The following is a 16,560-nucleotide window of genomic DNA, read 5'->3' on the forward strand; positions in this document are numbered from 1 at the left end:
GACGGCGGCGCGGCAGATCAATGCCGCCCGAACAGCTTCTCGACGTCTTCCATGCTCAGCTTCACCCAGGTCGGCCGCCCGTGATTACACTGGCCTGAGCGCGGGGTGGCCTCCATCTCGCGCAGCAGCGCGTTCATTTCCGCCACGCTGAGCACCCGCCCTGCCCGCACCGATCCGTGGCAGGCCATCGTCGCCAGCACCAGTTCGAGCCGCTCGGCCAGCAGCAGCGCGCCACTGTCTTCCTGCTTGCCGTGCTTGGCGATGTCGTCGGCGAGGTCGGTCAGCAGCCTGGCGGTATCAGCCTTGGCTATGGCCGAGGGCACGGCGCGCACCAGCATGGCGGAAGGCCCGAAGCGTTCGATCACGAGGCCGTAGCGCGCCAGCCCCTCGGCAGCGTCTTCGAGGCGGTCGCAATCGACCTCGTCCAGCTCGACCACATCGGGCACCAGCAAGGCCTGCGAGCGACGCACGCTCTCGTCCCCTCCTGCGGCGCGCAGGCGTTCGAGCACAAGGCGCTCGTGTGCGGCGTGCTGATCGACCAGCACCAACCCGTCGGCGGCTTCAGCGACTATATAGGTGTTGGCCACTTGCCCGCGCGCGATGCCGAGGGGGTATTGCTGCGCCTCGGCGGGCACGGGCGCGGCTTCCTCGGCGCGGCCTTGGGGTTGGGCCAATGGCGCGCTCCATTCCGGACGCGCCTCGCCAAGCCGCGCTTGCGGCGCTGCCCAGTCACGACCTGAAAAGATGGTCTCCACCATCGGCGCGACAGGAGCAGGAACGGGTGCGACCGGCTCAGCCTGCCATCTTTGCATCGCCGCACGGTCCGGCCCTTGCGCAGAGCGACGGTCGCCGGTCGCCAGCGCCTGCCGCAGCCCGCTGACGATGAACCCCCTCACACCCGCAGAATCCCGGAACCGCACTTCGGTTTTCGCCGGGTGGACGTTCACATCGACATCCTGCGGTGGCAGGTCGAGGAACAGCGCCAGCACCGCGTGGCGATCCCGCGCCAGCATGTCGGCATAGGCACCCCGCACCGCGCCCACCAGCAACCGGTCCTTCACCGGACGGCCGTTGACGAACAGGTACTGATGATCGGCCACCCCGCGATTATAGGTCGGCAGCCCCGCTACGCCGGTCAGCCGCATCGTCCCATGGGGCGTTTCGCGCAGCTGCTCGATGACAACCGAATTGTCTTTCAGCTCATGCGCGATGATCCGCGCCACGCGGATCGCCAGCTCCTCGCCCGCCTGAAGCGAAAGGACGGTGCGTTTGGCCGCCTCGCCCCCCAAATCACTGAGCGTTTCCAACGTAAAGGCGATATCCGGCCGCGCCATGGCGAGCCTGCGCACGACATCCAGACAGGCCGCATATTCGCTGCGCGCAGTGCGCAGGAACTTGCGGCGGGCGGGCACCTTGGCGAACAGCTCCTCGACCCTGACGCGGGTGCCCGGCGGAAGCGCGGCGGGTTCATCCGCAAGCAGTGCACCATGATCGACCACGCGCCGCCAACCTTCCGCAGCGCCCTGTTCGCGGCTCTCGATGGTCAGCCGCGCCACGCTGGCAATGCTGGGCAGCGCCTCGCCGCGAAAGCCGAGTGTCGTGACCAATTCGATCGCGCCATCGGGACCGATCAGCGAATCGGGCAGCTTCGATGTCGCGTGCCGCTCCAGCGCCAGCGCCATCGCCGCAGGGGACATGCCGCAGCCGTCATCGACCACCTCGATCCGCTGCAAGCCGCCCTCTGCCAGCACCACCCCGATTCGCCGCGCACCGGCATCAATCGCGTTCTCGACCAGCTCTTTGAGCGCCGCGGCCGGGCGTTCGACCACCTCGCCCGCAGCAATACGGTTCACGAGTGACGAAGGCAGGCGGCGGATTTCGGGCATTTGTCGCACGCTAGCCTTCGGCAGTCGCAAATTCGAGGGCCAACCCCCGGAAATCACCAAGCCAGTGGACAAATTTTTTGGCGTTTTGTCCGTGGATTCGCTAGGCGCTGCGCATCATGTCATAAACGGGCGCGGAACGTCTCTTTGCCAGGCTCCGGACCCGGCTGTGCCTTGCTCCGAAAGCATCTGAACTCCGCATCGAAAAACCACCATCGCAATACTGGGATCACAATGAGCTTCCTGTCCAACTTCTTCAAATTCGGCTCGCAGAACATGGCGATCGATCTCGGCACGGCGAACACGCTGGTTTACGTGCAGGATCAGGGGATCGTCCTGAACGAGCCTTCGGTGGTGGCAATCGAAACGATCAACGGCATCCGTCGCGTCAAGGCGGTGGGCGATGATGCGAAGATGATGATGGGCAAGACCCCCGACAGCATCGAGGCAATCCGCCCGCTGCGCGACGGTGTGATCGCCGACATCGAAGTGGCCGAGCAGATGATCAAGCACTTCATCCAGAAGGTGCATGGCAAGAAATCGATGTTCCGCTATCCCGAAATCGTGATCTGCGTGCCTTCGGGCTCGACCTCGGTGGAACGCCGTGCGATCCGCGATGCGGCCTCGAACGCCGGGGCTTCGGACGTTCACCTGATCCTCGAACCCATGGCAGCGGCGATTGGCGCCGATATGCCGGTGACCGAGCCGGTTGGCAGCATGGTCGTCGATATCGGCGGCGGCACCACCGAAGTCGCGGTGCTTTCGCTGCGCGGCCTTGCCTACACTACCTCGGTGCGCACGGGCGGCGACAAGATGGACGAGGCCATTGTCTCTTACGTCCGCCGTCACCACAACCTGCTGATCGGCGATGCTACCGCTGAACGCATCAAGAAGGATTACGGCATCGCCATGATCCCCGAAGACGGTGTGGGCGAGACCATCACCCTCAAGGGCCGCGATCTGGTCAATGGCGTGCCCAAGGAAATCACGATCAACCAGGCGCATATCGCCGAGGCGCTGTCCGAACCCATCGGCGCGATTGTCGAAGGCGTGCGCATCGCGCTGGAAAACACCGCGCCTGAACTCGCCGCAGACATCGTCGATCAGGGCATCGTGCTGACCGGTGGCGGGGCGCTGATCCGCCGTCTGGACGAGCACCTGCGCGAGGAAACCGGCCTGCCGGTCTCGGTCGCGGAAGATCCGCTGCTGTGCGTGGCGATCGGCACCGGCCGCGCCATGGAAGACCCGATCTATCGCGGCGTGCTGATGACCGCGTGATGCGGGCAGGCATCAGCCGGGAGCACTGGCAGAAGGGATCATAAGCCATGGCGCCCCCCTCTTCGCGCCGCTCGGGCTTTTCGAAAAAGGCACAGTATTCGCTGTTCACCGGCTACCTGCTGGCCGGTGCTGCGGCCTTGCTGGGGCTTGCGCTGCTGGTGCTGTCGTTGTGGCAGCCGGCGGCGTTTGCGCCCTTGCGCGGGGTGGCGGGTGAAGCGGTTGCCCCGGTGGGTGCAGGCAGCGCCGAAGTGCGCACCCGCTCGCAGGGGCTGTTGTCCGGCATCGGCGACTACTTCAACGCCGCCCAGCAGAATGCCGCGCTGCGCGAGGAAGTGGAGGTTGCCCGCATCCGGCTTGCAGAAGCCGAAGCCGTCAAGGCAGAAAACCGCCGCCTCAAAAGCCTGATCGGCCTTCGCGACACCGCAACAAAGCCGGTAACGATCGCCCGCCTCGTCGGTTCGACCGCCACCAGTGTGCGGCGTCATGCCTATCTGGGGGCGGGATCGACCGACGGGGTGAGGCCGGGCATGCCGGTGGTGTCAGAGCGCGGGGTTATCGGCCGGGTGCTTGAGACCGGGCGCAATTCCGCCCGCGTGCTGCTGCTGACCGACAGCGAAAGCGTGCTGCCCGTGCGCCGCGCCAAGGATGATGTCATCGCTTTTGCCGAAGGGCGCGGCGACGGGCTGCTGCGGGTGCGACTGGTCAATCTCGGGATCAACCCGCTCAAGGTCGGCGATGTGATGGTGACAAGCGGCGCGGGCGGATATTACCGCCCGGGTGTGGCCGTGGCCGTGATCAGCAAGATCACGCCCGATGGCGGTATTGCAAGGCTGGTCGCGGAACCGGCGGCCACGGCCTTCGTCGCGGTCGAACCGGTGCACCAGCCCGCAGCCGTGGCAGCCCTGCGCGGCAACGCAGCGGGTGACGGTGCCTCCGGTGAGCCTCCAGCGTCGGCCCCATCCCCTTCGCCAGAGAGCGATTGATGGAGCAGCTCGATCCCAGAGCGCGATCGGACATCTACGGGCGCCGCATCAACCGCGCGCCTTACCCGTGGCGCATGCGCAGCGTGCCCTATGCCTCGATCATGCTCGGATCGCTGCTGCCGGTGTTCCTGCTGGCGGATCTTATGCCGCTCTTGCCGCCGCTGGGGTTTCTGATGCTGCTGGGGTGGCGTCTGGTGCGCCCCGGCCTGTTGCCGCTATGGGCCGGCGCGCCGCTGGGCGCGTTCGACGATCTGGTGAGCGGCCAGCCCTTCGGCTCGGCGATCCTCCTCTGGTCGCTCGCGATGATCGCCATCGAACTGATCGAAACCCGCTTTCCGTGGCGCGATTTCTGGCATGACTGGTTTACTGCCAGCGTGCTTGCAGTTGCCTACTGGCTGGCCGCACTGCTGGTTTCGGGGGCGAGCGTAACGCCGGAAATGCTCAACGTCGCCGCACCGCAGGCCTTGCTGTCGGTGCTGCTCTATCCGATAATCGCCCGCATGGTCGCCCGGCTTGATCGCTTCCGCCTATCGCGAGCGCGGAAGCTCGACTGATGAAGATCCCGTTCCTGCGCGATGGTCCGCAGCGCCCCGCCCGCGTGATCAACGCCTCGATCCTGCGCGCCACGTTCGAACGGCGTGCCGTGCTGATCGGTGCAGTGCAAGGCGGCATCGGCGTGCTGCTGGCGCTGCGGCTCGGCTATCTGGCTGTGGCCGAGAACGAGAAATACCGGCTCGAATCCGAAAGCAACCGCGTCAACCTCACTCTCATCCCGCCGCGCCGGGGCTGGATCCTTGATCGCGACGGCGCGCCGCTGGCTTCGAACCGCGCGGATTTTCGTGTCGATCTCATCCCCGAACGGCTTGAAGATGCCGAGGCGACGATTGACCGGCTCGGTGAGTTGCTGTCGCTTGAGCCGACTCGCATTGCCGATATCAAGGACAAGGTCAGCACCGCACGCGGGTTTCAGCCGGTCGAAGTGGCCAGCGGCCTCAATTACGAACAATTCGCCGCACTCAGCGTGCGCCTGCCCGATCTGCCTGGCGTGGTGCCGCAACGGGGCTTTTCGCGCTTCTATCCGACCGCCTCCAGCGTCGGCCACCTGATCGGCTATGTCGGCCCCGCCTCTGCGGAGGAATACGAGAAAGACCCCAATCCGCTGCTGATCACCCCGGGGTACAAGATCGGCAAGGATGGCCTTGAAAAGCAGTTCGAGAAGGATCTGCGCGGGATACCGGGCGCGCGGCGGGTGGAGGTCACGGCATCGGGCCGGATCGTGCGCGATCTGGAAACCCGCGAGGATGTTCAGGGCGCGCCGATCCGTCTGACCATCGACGGGCCCTTGCAGGACTATGCTGCCCGCCGCATCGGGCTGGAAAGCGGCTCGGTGGTGGTGATGGATTGCATCACCGGCGACCTCCTGTGCATGGCTTCGATGCCGAGCTTCGACCCCAATTCCTTTTCCGACGGGATCGGCGGGGTGGAATATGCGATGCTGCGCGAGGATGAGCGCGTGCCGCTGCGCAACAAGGTGCTGCAGGGGCTCTATCCCCCCGGTTCGACCATCAAGCCGATGCATTGCATGGCGTTCCTTCAGGCCGGCGTGAAACCGACCGACACGATCGTGTGCGGCGGCGGGCGGCGGATCGGCAACCGCTTTTTCAACTGCCACTCCAGCCATGGCGTGGTCGACATGAACAAGGCCATCGCCCAGAGCTGCGACAGCTATTTCTACCACTTCGCACAGGCGGTCGGCTTCGATCAGGTGGCGAACATGGCCAGCCTGTTCGGCATGGGCAAACAGTTCGAACTGCCGGTGAACAGCCAGTTTTTCGGCACGGTGCCCAATGCCGCCTGGAAGGAAAAGAAGTTCGGGCGCCCGTGGGAACCGTTCGATACGGTCAATGCCTCGATCGGACAGGGCTATTATCTTGCCAGTCCGCTGCAACTCGCAGTGCTGAGCGCGCGGCTCGCCACCGGCAAGGTGCTCAATCCCCGGCTGGTTATGGGCGGCGCGGCCAAGACTCCGCCCGATTACAATTTCAAGCCTGACGATATCGCCTACATCCGGCAGGCGATGAGCGATGTGGTCAACGGCGCGGGCACGGCGCGGCGCGCGCAATTGCCGCTGCCCGATGTCAAGATGGCGGGCAAGACCGGCACGGCCCAGGTGGTGTCGCTGAGCATTTCCGACGGGCGAAGCGGTCCGTGGAAGTACCGCGATCACGGCCTGTTCGTGTTCTTCGCGCCGTTCGACAACCCCCGCTATGCCGGGGCGGTGGTGATCGAGCATGGCGGCGGTTCGGGTTCGGCCTATCCAATCGCCCGCGACGTGATGACCTTCATGTTCGATCCGCAAAAGGGAATGGAGGCCCTGCGCGCACTGGAACAGCAGTGGGGCGGCACGGCGCAGCAACGGCTCGATGCGCGCTATGCGGCCTATGCGGCAGCACGCGGTGCCACCGTCAGCCGTCCCCCGCGGCGCGAGAAGGAAATTTTCGACCGGGTCGAAGCCGAAGCGCGCCTTGCCGCCCGCCAGTCGGAAGCCATTGCCACCGATGCGATCAAGCCGCGCGGCGAAACCAGTTCGGTTGGGCCCGCGCCCAGCCCTGTCGAAACGTCGCCTGCCGCGGTGCCGGATACGCCCGCTCCAACCCCCGGTTCAGCGCCAGTTGTGCCCGAGACACCGCAATGAACACCCTCACCGCCCGTAGCGGGATTGTTCCCGAGCCCATCGCCCGCCAGCCGTGGGAGATGCTGATCCCGCTGGTGCTGTTGACGGCGTTTGGCGGGCTGGTGCTCTATTCCGCAGCCGGCGGAGCGATGCAGCCTTTTGCCACCTCGCACTTCGTCCGCTTTCTGGTGTTTTCGGTGATGACCGCGATCATCGCCGCCATGCCGCGCGAAGCGATCCGCGTGCTGACCTATCCGGCCTATCTCGTGGTGCTGCTGATGCTGCTGGGGGTGGAGATTGTCGGCCAGGTCGGCGGAGGCAGTCAGCGCTGGCTCGAATTCGGGCCGATTCGCATCCAGCCTTCGGAACTGATGAAGCCCGCGGTGGTGCTGGCCATGGCGCGGTTTTACGAGACCCTGCCGATGGGAATGATCGGATCGTGGCGGTCGCTGGTGCCGTCGGGGATGCTTATCGTGCTGCCGATTTCGCTGGTGCTGTTGCAGCCCGATCTGGGCACGTCGGTGGCGATTGCCTTTGGCGGCGTCGTCGTGATGTTCCTCGCCGGCCTGCCCTTGTGGTGGTTCCTGCTGGCGGGTGGCACCGGGGTCGCGGCGATGCCGCTGATCTATTTCTTCGCGCTTCGCCCCTATCAGCAGGCGCGGGTGACGACCTTCCTCGATCCGGAAAGCGATCCGCTGGGCGCAGGCTACCACATCGCCCAGTCCAAGATCGCGATCGGATCGGGCGGCATCTTCGGCAAGGGCTTCAACGAAGGCACCCAGAGCCACCTCAACTACCTGCCCGAACCGCACACCGACTTCGTCTTTGCCACCATGGCCGAGGAATGGGGGCTGATGGGCGGGCTGTTCGTGCTGGCGATGTACACGCTGATCCTGCGCTGGGGCTGGAAAGTGGCGAGCGAATCGCAGGACCGGTTCTGCGCGCTGCTGGCCGCGGGGGCGACCGCCACGATCTTCTTCTACATCGCGATCAATCTGCTGATGGTGATGGGCATGGCCCCTGCCAAGGGCATTCCGCTGCCGTGGATGAGCCATGGCGGGTCTTCGATGATGACCAACATGATCTGCATCGGCCTGCTGATGATGGTGAACCGCTGGAACCGCGAGGCACCACGGCGCGGATTGTCGGTGTGAGCACGATTTTTCGCGATTAGGGCCTTGCCAGCATCGCCCGACGCGCTAAATGCAGCGCCTCACGCGAATCGGGACGCGGCTTCGACCCCGCCCGCCGCGTTTCCGACCTGATCGGAATGGACGCATAGCTCAGTTGGTAGAGCAGCTGACTCTTAATCAGCGGGTCCTAGGTTCGAGCCCTAGTGCGTCCACCATTCCTTGAAAATCGGCAACTTCTATCGACCTGGTAGGAATGAAGGGCCCGAAGGCCTGTTCCGGAGCATATCGATTGCAGAAAAGCCGAACTGCGACGGCTTCTGGGCACCGCTACAGGCGGCAAGATCGCGTTCCAGCCCTGCGATTTGACCGGATATCTGATCGATTTGCCGCTTCGCCACAGCAATTCCGGTGGCAAAGACATCACTCAAGTCGCCACTTTTCCACTCGTCGTACGCAGCCTTGTAGGCGAGGGCTGCTTTGGCTACGGCAATTCCGGAATTCATGACGGTCGAGACGTCGGCCTTTGTGGTAAGGTCCGCCACCCATCCAGCCATCAAGAGCTGTCGATCGATTATTGCCTGAACCACGCCATCAGCATCCCCCGCCACCGCGTTTATGAAAATGTCGGTTTTCAACTGGTTGAGGTCGGCAAGGTTCACCATGTCGGAATCGACACCAAGGCGCACCTTTATGCCGGCATGAATGCCTGCATTAAGGCCGGTCGCCCACTCCGCCATGCTTACTGATTGGCCTGAAATGGACTTGCCGAGCAATTCGGCACTCGGTTGGGCGCCCGAATAAAGTGTGGAGATGACCTTCATCGGCGGCGGTCCGAATTCTCCTGCCACCGTTACGACGACATCGCACGTCGCTTTGACGAGTTGCAGACCAAAAAGGACATGGCGTTCGAGAGCGGCGGTGTCTTGGTTTTGCTCCGCCTCCCGTATGTCAGCATGCAACATCGAACGAATCTCGCTCAGACGAATGAGTTGTCCTCGCATGATTGTGATGTTGCCCGCGCTGCAGGTTTGCGTGGCTAGCTGCTTGATGATGGTCGGATCCATTGCTTTCCCCCCCCGGAAGAACATTGCCTCGATAATTGTTCGCGCATTTGTCTGCCGGACACAAGCCGTTACCATATGCCCCTCGCCCAGCTTGCTATCACATCGAAATGTGATAATGCGCCCGTATGAACACATCGCTCATCACACGCGTTCGCGATCTCGTCACATCGGGCACCATGACCAAGGCCGGGCTCGCCCGCGCCGCCGGTCTTCACGCCAACACCTTGCGTGACTGCACCGAGGATAGCTGGAACCCCACGGCAGAGACCCTCGCCAAGCTCGAAGCTTTCCTTGAGGCCAACGAGGACCGGCCCGTGCTCGCCACGATCGAGGAAATCATCGACGAGGCGCGCAACGGGCGCATGTATATCCTCGTCGATGACGAAGACCGCGAGAACGAGGGCGATCTGATCATCCCGGCGCAGATGGCCACCCCGCAGGCGATCAACTTCATGGCAACCCACGGGCGCGGGTTGATCTGCCTCGCGCTCGCCAAGGCGCGGGTCGATCAGCTGGGGCTCGAACCGATGAGCCGCAACAACAAGGAATCGATGCAGACCGCCTTCACCATCTCGATCGAGGCGAAGGAAGGCGTCACCACCGGCATCTCGGCGGCGGACCGCGCGCGCACCATCTCGGTGGCGATCGACGCGACCAAGGGGGCCGAGGATATCGTCACCCCCGGCCATGTCTTTCCGCTGATGGCCCGCGATGGCGGCACGCTGGTGCGCGCCGGGCACACCGAGGCGGCGGTCGATATCTCGCGGCTCGCAGGTCTCAACCCTTCGGGCGTGATCTGCGAGATCATGAACGATGATGGCACCATGGCCCGGCTCGACGATCTGGTGAAGTTCGCGCGCAAGCATGATCTGAAGATCGGCACGATCCGCGATCTGATCGCCTACCGGATGCGCAACGATCACCTCGTGGAGCGCCTCGGCGAGCGCAGCTTTGCATCGGATTACGGCGGCCAGTGGCGCATGATCACCTATCGCGACCGCGTTGCCGGCAACGAGGCCTATGTGCTGCAAAAGGGCCATGTCGTGCCGGGCGAGCCCACCCTCGCCCGCGTCCATCCGATTTCGGTGTTCGACGACGTGCTCGGCCAGCCCGGACCTCGCAAGCGAACCTTGCAGCGGGCCATGCAGGCCGTGGGCGATCACGGGTCGGGCGTCATCGTGATCCTCACCGGCCGCGTCGGCACCGGCGAATGGAGCCGCGACGAGGAACTGCGCAGCATCGGCATCGGCTCGCAGATTCTGGTCGATCTCGGCGTCTCGGATATGGTGCTGCTGTCGAACAGCCGCCCCGATCTTGTCGCGCTCGAAGGCTTCGGCCTCACCATCACCGATTTCCACCCCATTCCGGAGTAAGCACCATGGCCCGCATTCTGATTGTCGAAGCGCGTTTCTACGCCCACCTCAACGATATGCTGATCGCCGGTGCACGGGGCGCGCTGGAAGCGGCAGGGCATGAGGTCGAGGTGCTGACCGTGCCCGGCGCGCTCGAAATCCCCGGTGCGATTGCTCTGGCGGCTGAAAGCGACCTCTACGACGGTTTCGTCGCCATCGGCGTCGTGATCCGCGGCGAGACCTATCACTTCGAGATCGTTGCAGGTGAAAGCGCGCGGGCGATCATGGCCCTGACGATGGACGGCATCGCAATCGGCAACGGCATCCTGACAGTCGAGAACGAAGCGCAGGCGCTCGTCCGTGCTGACCCGGCACAGAAGGACAAGGGTGGCGAGGCGGCAAAGGCGGCACTGGCCCTGATGGCGCTTCAGGAACGCTTCGGCTGAGCTGTCACGACCTTTGTTGACGGTCGGGCACGGGCCTGTCCCGTTTTGGCTCCGACCCTCAACTACGTAGTTTCCCTCTGTAGCATTCCATAAGGGATTAACGCGATATCGCCCCAGCCACTGCCCCCTGAAACCCGCTGGTCGCGCGGGCGGGCAGAATGATGAAACGATAGTTGGGATTTTACCTTGGAACAGAATGCTCCGGCCACGACGGGCGACCCCGGCGTCAGCGCGATTATTGCCGCCCTGGAGGCACAGCTGACAGCACTCGATGCCATGGGCGCCCGCATCGCGGCGGCTCATCTGGATGCCGCGATCCAGCAACTGAGACTGGATCAGGCGCGGCGGCAATAGCCCTTCCCACATCCTGTATTTCCCCGACGAAAAGCACCTGCTGCGTATTTCCCCGTAAAGCCACATCCCGCGCAAACCCCTATGTTTACACCAAGAAACAACGGGCCTGACAGGGCCGGATACGTCCGGAGGCGATTGGATGGGCGATACACCGGGTTACGCCGCTCGCCCATTTGACGAGAGCGGGTTGGCCGAACAGCAGGCGATCCTCACCCCGCTTGCCGACGAGTTGATGAGCATCGCAGCCCGGCTGCGGGAAGCCGCGGCAAGCAATGACAGTGTTGACGAGGCGAAGCCCCGCATCCCCGCCCGGCCGAACCGCGATTCCCGGCCCTTCCTTGCCATGGCGCGCAAGACCTATGCGCTGCGCCGCAAACGCGCTGCGATCTTCGGCAATGCCGACCTGTTCGGCGAACCGGCGTGGGACATTCTGCTCGATCTGTTCATCGCCCAGGCAGAGGGCAAGCCGGTATCCGTATCGAGCGCCTGCATCGGATCGGCCTCGCCGGCCACCACCGGCCTGCGCTGGCTGGGCGTGCTGGCCGATGAAGGCCTTGTGGTGCGCGAAAACGATCCCGAGGACCATCGCCGCGTGCTGGTGCGGCTGACCGCCCGGGGCATTGCGGCAATGGAGCGCTTTTTCGAAGCGATGCAGGACGCCGGGGGCTTCTAAAGCGGCCGGAAACCGCTCTAGCCCCCGGGCAACCGGTCAGCAGCGCCCGCCAAAGCAACCGCGCCCGGCATAGAATGCACTGTCGCCCAGTTCTTCCTCGATGCGGATCAGCTGGTTGTACTTGGCAAGCCGGTCGGAACGGGCGAGCGAGCCGGTCTTGATCTGGCCGCAATTGGTCGCCACCGCGAGATCGGCGATGGTCGCATCCTCGGTTTCGCCCGAACGGTGGCTCATCACGCAGGTGTAGCGCGCACGGTGCGCCATATCGACCGCGGCGAGCGTTTCGGTGAGCGTGCCGATCTGGTTGACCTTGACCAGCAGCGAGTTGGCCAGCCCCTTGGCGATCCCGTCAGACAGGCGGGCCGGGTTGGTCACGAACAGATCGTCGCCGACCAGCTGGACATTGTGCCCGATCTTCGCGGTCAGCGCGGCCCAGCCTTCGAAATCGTCCTCGCTCATGCCGTCCTCGATCGAACGGATCGGGTAATCGGCGGTCAGCTTCGCAAGGTAATCGGCCATTTCGTCAGGCGACAGGCTGAGGCCTTCGCCCGAGATTTCGTACTTGCCGTTCCTGAAGAATTCGGTCGCGGCGCAATCGAGCGCCAGAACGATATCCTCGCCCGGCTTGAAACCCGCCTTGGCGATCGATTCCATGATGAAATCGAGCGCGGCGCGGGTGCTGGCGAGATCGGGGGCAAAGCCGCCCTCGTCACCGACGCTGGTGGCGAGGCCTTTCTGGTGCAGACCCTTCTTGAGGGTGTGGAACACCTCCGCGCCCCAGCGCACCGCCTCGGCAAGGCTGTCCGCGCCGACGGGCATGATCATGAATTCCTGGATGTCGATCGGGTTGTCTGCGTGTTCGCCGCCGTTGATGATGTTCATCATCGGCACCGGCAGCACGTGCGCCGATACCCCGCCGAGATAGGAATAGAGCGGCAGGCCCCGCGCATTGGCCGCCGCCTTGGCCACTGCAAGCGAGGTGCCGAGGATCGCGTTCGCCCCCAGGCGCGACTTGTTGGCGGTGCCATCGAGCGCGATCAGCGACAGGTCGATATCGCGCTGATCTTCGGCATCGAAATTGTCGACCAGCAGTTCGCGGATCTCGGTGTTGACCGCTTCTACTGCCTTCAGCACGCCCTTGCCGAGATAGCGCCCGGCATCGCCGTCGCGCAGTTCCACCGCCTCGTGCGCGCCGGTCGACGCGCCCGAGGGCACGGCGGCGCGGCCGAAACTGCCGTCGTCGAGCAGCACATCGACTTCGACGGTGGGGTTTCCGCGGCTGTCGAGAATCTCGCGGCCGTGCAGGTCGATGATGGCGGTCATGTTTGGCTCCGGCAGTAATGTGTTGTAGACTGATAAGACACTTTGCAGAACGTGATTCTGGACGTGCCGCGTTGTCTATCGCCGTATGCTCTGGAACATGGGCGTGCAAGCGCACTTCAGCCCCTGCATACGAACACATAGCGAATGAAGGTGAGATAATGGCCGAAGAAACCACCCCGCCCGCCGCCAAGCCCAAGACCCGCAAGACCCCGGCCAGCCCGGCCAAGGGCGGCGCCGCCAAGGCCAAGGCGCCGGCCAAGGCAACCCCGCGCAAGACCGCCGCGACCGCCAAGAGCGCCGATGCTGCCCCTGCCCCGGTTGCCGAAGCCAAGGGCCGCTTCAACGCCGCGCTGGAAGAGGCCAAGGCCGGTGCTGCCGCGCTGCGTGCCGAGGCGGAAACCCGCCTTTCTGCCGTGGGCGAACAGGCCAAGGGCAAGAGCACCGATCTGGTCGCCGAAGCCAAGGTCTATGGCGAACAGGCACTCGGCAAGGCGGGCGAGCTCGCGGTCGAGGGCAAGCAGGTCGCCAGCGACGCCATCGCTTCGCTCGGCAAGGTGGTGGGCGAAAGCGCGTCCCAGATCGACGAGAAGCTGGGCGAACAATACGGCGATTACGCCCGCAAGGCATCGCGCACGCTGCAGGAAACCTCGGCCAAGCTCGAAGCCAAAAGCGTCGAGGAACTGGGCGAGGACGCGCGCGAGATGGTGCGCAAGAGCCCCGGCGTCGCCGTGGGCCTTGCCGCCGTGGTGGGCTTCTTCATCGCCCGCCTGTTCCGCGGCCGGAAGGGCTGATCGCGGCGCAGGCATTGGCAGGGACTGGCCATGCACGATAGCGAACCCGGCCCGCTGCGGTCGCCGGAGGAGAGCGCCGCCGATCCGGCGGATGCCGCGCCCGAAAGCGACAACAGCTTCACCGCGCTGCGCGACGATGTCGCCGCGCTGGTCGAGGATGCGCGCACCTATGCCGAGGCGGAAATCGCCTTCCAGAAGACCCGTGCCGGGCTGGCCGGCAAGGCCGCCGGGCGCGCCATTGTGCTGCTGGTGCTGGCGGTGGTGCTGCTCCACATCGCGCTGATCGCGCTGGCGGTGGGCGCGGTGATCGCGCTCGCGCCGCTGGTGACGATCTGGGGCGCGATTGCGATTGTTGTCGGCGTGATGCTGGTCGGGGTCGCGGTGCTGGTCTACGGCGCGCTCGGCAAGGGCAAGCTGCTGGCGGCGATGTTCGGCGGGAGCGAGGCGCAATGACCGCCCTGCCCCCGCGCTTCACCGAAGACCGCGCCCTGCGCGATGCCGCCCGCGCCGTGCTGGCCGAGGATGTCGAGCGGCTGCGCGCCAGCCTGTCCGAACAGGGGATCGCGAGCCGCGTTTCGTCGGGCGTCAGTTCAACGATTACCTCGCGCATGAAAGCCGGCGCCCGCGATGTGCTGGCGCAGGCCACCGCGCAGGCGGGCGATCACAAGGGCGTGCTGGCGCTGCTGGTCGGCGCGATCATCCTGTTCCTTGCCCGCGGGCCAATTCTCGAATGGATCGAGGAACTTGACGACAGCGGCGCGGGTGACGACATCGTGCCCGACACAGAACCCGCCTCAGGAGGAGACCCCGCATGACCGTTCAACCGCGCTTCCTCGCCGATCCCAAACGGGATTCGCTGCGCGCCCGGATCGAAGCGGCAGAGCGCCGCAATGCCGAACGCACCCTCGCCGACAAGGCCCGCACGGCGGCAGAGGCGGCGGTCGATTACACCCGCGCCCATCCGCTGACAGTGATCGGCGGGGCGCTTGCCATCGGGCTGGCGATCGGTCTGCTCACCACCCCCGGACGGCGGGTGGCCCGGCGCGTGGCGGGCAGCGCGGGCGGCGCGGTATCGGGCGCTGCGGCGAGTGCGACCTCGGGCGTCAAGGAGCTTGCCGCCAAGGGCGGTTCGCGGATCGGCACCCTGCTGGGCGAAGCGGCGGTGGCCTATGTCATGACCCTGATCGACGATGCGCTGGAGGCCGCCCGCGAAGGGCAGGAACGCGCCGGCGAGCTGGGCAATGCAGCGGGATCGAGAGCGCGCGACATCGCACAGAAATCCCGCGATACCGCAGGGCGCGTCGCAGGCGAAATCCGGCGCAAGACCAAAGGCTGATACGCCCCGCAGCCCCGCGGACTTGATGTTGCCGTGCGAGGCGTTAAGGGGCGCGCATCGTTCCTCCCCAAGGACTTGTGACATGGCAGAAACCACCCCCACCCAGCGGCTCCATCTCGTGATGGGCGGCCGCGTCAAAGACCCGCGCGGCATCGAATTCCAGGACCCCGAAAGCATCCACGTCGTCGGCGTGTTCAGCACCTATGAAGCGGCGGTCGACGCTTGGCGCGCACAGGCGCAGCGCACGGTTGACGATGCCGAGATGAAGTATGTCGTCGTCCACATCCACAAACTGCTGACCCCGGAAGACTGAACGGCCGGCACCATTTGCGCCGATGTTTCACGTGAAACATCGGGCAAAAGGGGCCTGAAAAGGGTCTAAAGGGGGTCTAGACGGACCTAGAGGGGGTCTAAACCGGGCCTAGCGCAGCGCCGCGAAGGCCCCCGCAGCCGCCACCGCGAGCATCGTCAGCACCACCCGGGTGCGGCGATCGGAGCGATGCTTGCCCCACTTCGCTTCGTCGAGATACCAGCGGCCCTGCCCGTCGGTCTTCAGCACGTCAGCGCCCTTCAGCCGCTCGAAAGCGCGCTGGCGGGCAGTCGTGCCGGGGGTGTAGGCAACCGCGTCGGCCATGCTGACCGCGCCTGCATCGATGAAGGCCTGCGCCACCCGACGCTCGGCCAGCGGCCTGACGGGCGGCACGGCCATGCCGGTCGGCCTCAGATGAACTCGATCTTGTCGACGAGGTAGAACTTCTCGCCCGAAGGCACCGTCACCTCGATCTCGTCGCCCACCTGCTTGCCGATCAGCGCGCGCGCCAGCGGCGAGGAATAGGAAATGCGGCCCTTGTTGGCATCCGCTTCGGTCTGGCCGACGATCTGGTAACGCACCGGCTTGTCGTTCTCGTCAAGCAGGGTCACGGTCGCGCCGAAGATGATCTTGTCGCCCGAAAGCGTGGCGGGATCGATGATCTGGGCACGGCTCACCATGCTTTCGATCTCGCCGATCATGGCTTCGACCTGGCCCTGACGTTCCTTGGCGGCGTGATATTCGGCGTTTTCCGAAAGATCGCCGTGGGCACGCGCTTCCTCGATCGCCTCGACGATTTTCGGGCGTTCCTCGCGCAGCACCTTGAGGTCGGCGGTCAACCGCTCGTAACCCTCGGCCAGCATCGGCACCTTTTCCATCGTCGCCATCTTCCTGTTCTTTCGTCCGTTTCCCGAAACGCCTTACCCGACACCGAGGAAAAGACGCCCGGCCGCATGAAGA

The 16,560-nt window shown here is 65.0% G+C and carries 19 protein-coding genes and 1 tRNA gene; 15 read left to right on the forward strand and 5 right to left on the reverse strand.

What is annotated here, in order from left to right; all coding sequences use genetic code 11:
* Positions 1–17 precede the first annotated feature (17 nt).
* Positions 18–1,886 carry a DNA mismatch repair endonuclease MutL gene (gene mutL, locus ACU0AG_RS05185; RefSeq protein WP_482781192.1) on the reverse strand — a complete coding sequence of 623 codons (1,869 nt, stop codon included), beginning with the start codon at positions 1,884–1,886 and terminating at the stop codon, positions 18–20.
* Positions 1,887–2,117: 231 nt separating this feature from the next.
* Here mutL and ACU0AG_RS05190 point away from each other — a divergent pair, with 231 nt between their 5' ends.
* The 6 genes from ACU0AG_RS05190 to ACU0AG_RS05215 all read left to right on the forward strand — a co-directional run bounded on the left by ACU0AG_RS05190 (position 2,118) and on the right by ACU0AG_RS05215 (position 8,166).
* Entirely contained in the window at positions 2,118–3,161 is a 1,044-nt protein-coding gene (locus ACU0AG_RS05190; protein ID WP_482781193.1) for a rod shape-determining protein, read from the forward strand.
* A 47-nt stretch (positions 3,162–3,208) separates the two neighbouring features.
* Entirely contained in the window at positions 3,209–4,144 is a 936-nt protein-coding gene (gene mreC, locus ACU0AG_RS05195) for a rod shape-determining protein MreC (protein WP_482781194.1), read from the forward strand.
* On the forward strand, positions 4,144–4,698 hold the full coding sequence (gene mreD / locus ACU0AG_RS05200) for a rod shape-determining protein MreD (RefSeq protein WP_482781195.1): 555 nt from the start codon (positions 4,144–4,146) through the stop codon (positions 4,696–4,698). Before mreC ends, mreD begins: the two co-directional genes overlap by 1 nt.
* Positions 4,698–6,839, forward strand: a complete 2,142-nt coding sequence (gene mrdA, locus ACU0AG_RS05205; protein WP_482781196.1) for a penicillin-binding protein 2 — start codon at positions 4,698–4,700, stop codon at positions 6,837–6,839. Before mreD ends, mrdA begins: the two co-directional genes overlap by 1 nt.
* Positions 6,836–7,972, forward strand: coding sequence for a rod shape-determining protein RodA (rodA, locus tag ACU0AG_RS05210; protein WP_482781197.1), 1,137 nt, complete (start codon positions 6,836–6,838; stop codon positions 7,970–7,972). The genes mrdA and rodA overlap by 4 nt, the downstream gene beginning before the upstream one ends.
* A 118-nt stretch (positions 7,973–8,090) precedes the next feature.
* Positions 8,091–8,166 (forward strand) — tRNA-Lys (locus tag ACU0AG_RS05215).
* A 21-nt stretch (positions 8,167–8,187) separates the two neighbouring features.
* On the opposite strand, the gene ACU0AG_RS05220 is transcribed toward ACU0AG_RS05215, so the two are convergent.
* A complete protein-coding gene (locus ACU0AG_RS05220) occupies positions 8,188–9,015 on the reverse strand; it encodes a hypothetical protein (protein ID WP_482781198.1) in 828 nt (275 codons plus the stop codon).
* Between the two features lie 125 nt (positions 9,016–9,140).
* Here ACU0AG_RS05220 and ribB point away from each other — a divergent pair, with 125 nt between their 5' ends.
* From ribB to ACU0AG_RS05240, 4 genes are all read left to right on the forward strand, one after another.
* Positions 9,141–10,388 (forward strand): 3,4-dihydroxy-2-butanone-4-phosphate synthase, encoded by a 1,248-nt coding sequence (gene ribB, locus ACU0AG_RS05225; protein WP_482781199.1) that lies wholly within the window; start codon positions 9,141–9,143, stop codon positions 10,386–10,388.
* Between the two features lie 5 nt (positions 10,389–10,393).
* Complete coding sequence (gene ribH / locus ACU0AG_RS05230; RefSeq protein ID WP_482781200.1) at positions 10,394–10,813, forward strand: 6,7-dimethyl-8-ribityllumazine synthase; 420 nt, start codon at positions 10,394–10,396, stop codon at positions 10,811–10,813.
* A gap of 186 nt (positions 10,814–10,999) precedes the next feature.
* On the forward strand, positions 11,000–11,167 hold the full coding sequence (locus ACU0AG_RS05235; RefSeq protein ID WP_482781201.1) for a hypothetical protein: 168 nt from the start codon (positions 11,000–11,002) through the stop codon (positions 11,165–11,167).
* A 139-nt stretch (positions 11,168–11,306) separates the two neighbouring features.
* A complete protein-coding gene (locus tag ACU0AG_RS05240) occupies positions 11,307–11,840 on the forward strand; it encodes a MarR family winged helix-turn-helix transcriptional regulator (RefSeq protein ID WP_482781202.1) in 534 nt (177 codons plus the stop codon).
* A gap of 36 nt (positions 11,841–11,876) precedes the next feature.
* Here the strand turns inward: ACU0AG_RS05240 and eno are convergent, their stop codons facing one another.
* Positions 11,877–13,163: a phosphopyruvate hydratase gene (gene eno / locus ACU0AG_RS05245; RefSeq protein ID WP_482781203.1), complete on the reverse strand. Its 1,287-nt coding sequence runs from the start codon at positions 13,161–13,163 to the stop codon at positions 11,877–11,879.
* Between the two features lie 158 nt (positions 13,164–13,321).
* Here eno and ACU0AG_RS05250 point away from each other — a divergent pair, with 158 nt between their 5' ends.
* The 5 genes from ACU0AG_RS05250 (at position 13,322) to ACU0AG_RS05270 (ending at position 15,603) form a co-directional block, all read left to right on the forward strand.
* Entirely contained in the window at positions 13,322–13,954 is a 633-nt protein-coding gene (locus tag ACU0AG_RS05250; protein WP_482781204.1) for a hypothetical protein, read from the forward strand.
* A 30-nt stretch (positions 13,955–13,984) separates the two neighbouring features.
* Positions 13,985–14,407 carry a phage holin family protein gene (locus ACU0AG_RS05255; protein WP_482781205.1) on the forward strand — a complete coding sequence of 141 codons (423 nt, stop codon included), beginning with the start codon at positions 13,985–13,987 and terminating at the stop codon, positions 14,405–14,407.
* Positions 14,404–14,769 carry a hypothetical protein gene (locus ACU0AG_RS05260; protein ID WP_482781206.1) on the forward strand — a complete coding sequence of 122 codons (366 nt, stop codon included), beginning with the start codon at positions 14,404–14,406 and terminating at the stop codon, positions 14,767–14,769. Before ACU0AG_RS05255 ends, ACU0AG_RS05260 begins: the two co-directional genes overlap by 4 nt.
* Complete coding sequence (locus ACU0AG_RS05265; RefSeq protein WP_482781207.1) at positions 14,766–15,290, forward strand: hypothetical protein; 525 nt, start codon at positions 14,766–14,768, stop codon at positions 15,288–15,290. Before ACU0AG_RS05260 ends, ACU0AG_RS05265 begins: the two co-directional genes overlap by 4 nt.
* A gap of 82 nt (positions 15,291–15,372) precedes the next feature.
* Entirely contained in the window at positions 15,373–15,603 is a 231-nt protein-coding gene (locus ACU0AG_RS05270; protein WP_482781208.1) for a DUF4170 domain-containing protein, read from the forward strand.
* Positions 15,604–15,711: 108 nt separating this feature from the next.
* Here the strand turns inward: ACU0AG_RS05270 and ACU0AG_RS05275 are convergent, their stop codons facing one another.
* The gene (locus ACU0AG_RS05275) at positions 15,712–15,999 is read right to left on the reverse strand and encodes a hypothetical protein (protein ID WP_482781209.1); all 288 of its coding nucleotides are present in this window, start codon (positions 15,997–15,999) and stop codon (positions 15,712–15,714) included.
* A gap of 11 nt (positions 16,000–16,010) precedes the next feature.
* Positions 16,011–16,487, reverse strand: a complete 477-nt coding sequence (gene greA / locus ACU0AG_RS05280) for a transcription elongation factor GreA (protein WP_482781210.1) — start codon at positions 16,485–16,487, stop codon at positions 16,011–16,013.
* Positions 16,488–16,560: the final 73 nt, after the last annotated feature.

It is taken from the genome of Erythrobacter sp. RANMB8 (assembly GCF_056848235.1).

Coding starts and splice junctions, on each gene's coding strand:
- mutL (WP_482781192.1), bottom strand. CDS start 1,886: ATGCCCGAAATCCGCCGCCTGCCTTCGTCACTCGTGAACCGTATTGCT.
- ACU0AG_RS05190 (WP_482781193.1), top strand. CDS start 2,118: ATGAGCTTCCTGTCCAACTTCTTCAAATTCGGCTCGCAGAACATGGCG.
- mreC (WP_482781194.1), top strand. CDS start 3,209: ATGGCGCCCCCCTCTTCGCGCCGCTCGGGCTTTTCGAAAAAGGCACAG.
- mreD (WP_482781195.1), top strand. CDS start 4,144: ATGGAGCAGCTCGATCCCAGAGCGCGATCGGACATCTACGGGCGCCGC.
- mrdA (WP_482781196.1), top strand. CDS start 4,698: ATGAAGATCCCGTTCCTGCGCGATGGTCCGCAGCGCCCCGCCCGCGTG.
- rodA (WP_482781197.1), top strand. CDS start 6,836: ATGAACACCCTCACCGCCCGTAGCGGGATTGTTCCCGAGCCCATCGCC.
- ACU0AG_RS05220 (WP_482781198.1), bottom strand. CDS start 9,015: ATGGATCCGACCATCATCAAGCAGCTAGCCACGCAAACCTGCAGCGCG.
- ribB (WP_482781199.1), top strand. CDS start 9,141: ATGAACACATCGCTCATCACACGCGTTCGCGATCTCGTCACATCGGGC.
- ribH (WP_482781200.1), top strand. CDS start 10,394: ATGGCCCGCATTCTGATTGTCGAAGCGCGTTTCTACGCCCACCTCAAC.
- ACU0AG_RS05240 (WP_482781202.1), top strand. CDS start 11,307: ATGGGCGATACACCGGGTTACGCCGCTCGCCCATTTGACGAGAGCGGG.
- eno (WP_482781203.1), bottom strand. CDS start 13,163: ATGACCGCCATCATCGACCTGCACGGCCGCGAGATTCTCGACAGCCGC.
- ACU0AG_RS05250 (WP_482781204.1), top strand. CDS start 13,322: ATGGCCGAAGAAACCACCCCGCCCGCCGCCAAGCCCAAGACCCGCAAG.
- ACU0AG_RS05255 (WP_482781205.1), top strand. CDS start 13,985: ATGCACGATAGCGAACCCGGCCCGCTGCGGTCGCCGGAGGAGAGCGCC.
- ACU0AG_RS05260 (WP_482781206.1), top strand. CDS start 14,404: ATGACCGCCCTGCCCCCGCGCTTCACCGAAGACCGCGCCCTGCGCGAT.
- ACU0AG_RS05265 (WP_482781207.1), top strand. CDS start 14,766: ATGACCGTTCAACCGCGCTTCCTCGCCGATCCCAAACGGGATTCGCTG.
- ACU0AG_RS05270 (WP_482781208.1), top strand. CDS start 15,373: ATGGCAGAAACCACCCCCACCCAGCGGCTCCATCTCGTGATGGGCGGC.
- ACU0AG_RS05275 (WP_482781209.1), bottom strand. CDS start 15,999: ATGGCCGTGCCGCCCGTCAGGCCGCTGGCCGAGCGTCGGGTGGCGCAG.
- greA (WP_482781210.1), bottom strand. CDS start 16,487: ATGGCGACGATGGAAAAGGTGCCGATGCTGGCCGAGGGTTACGAGCGG.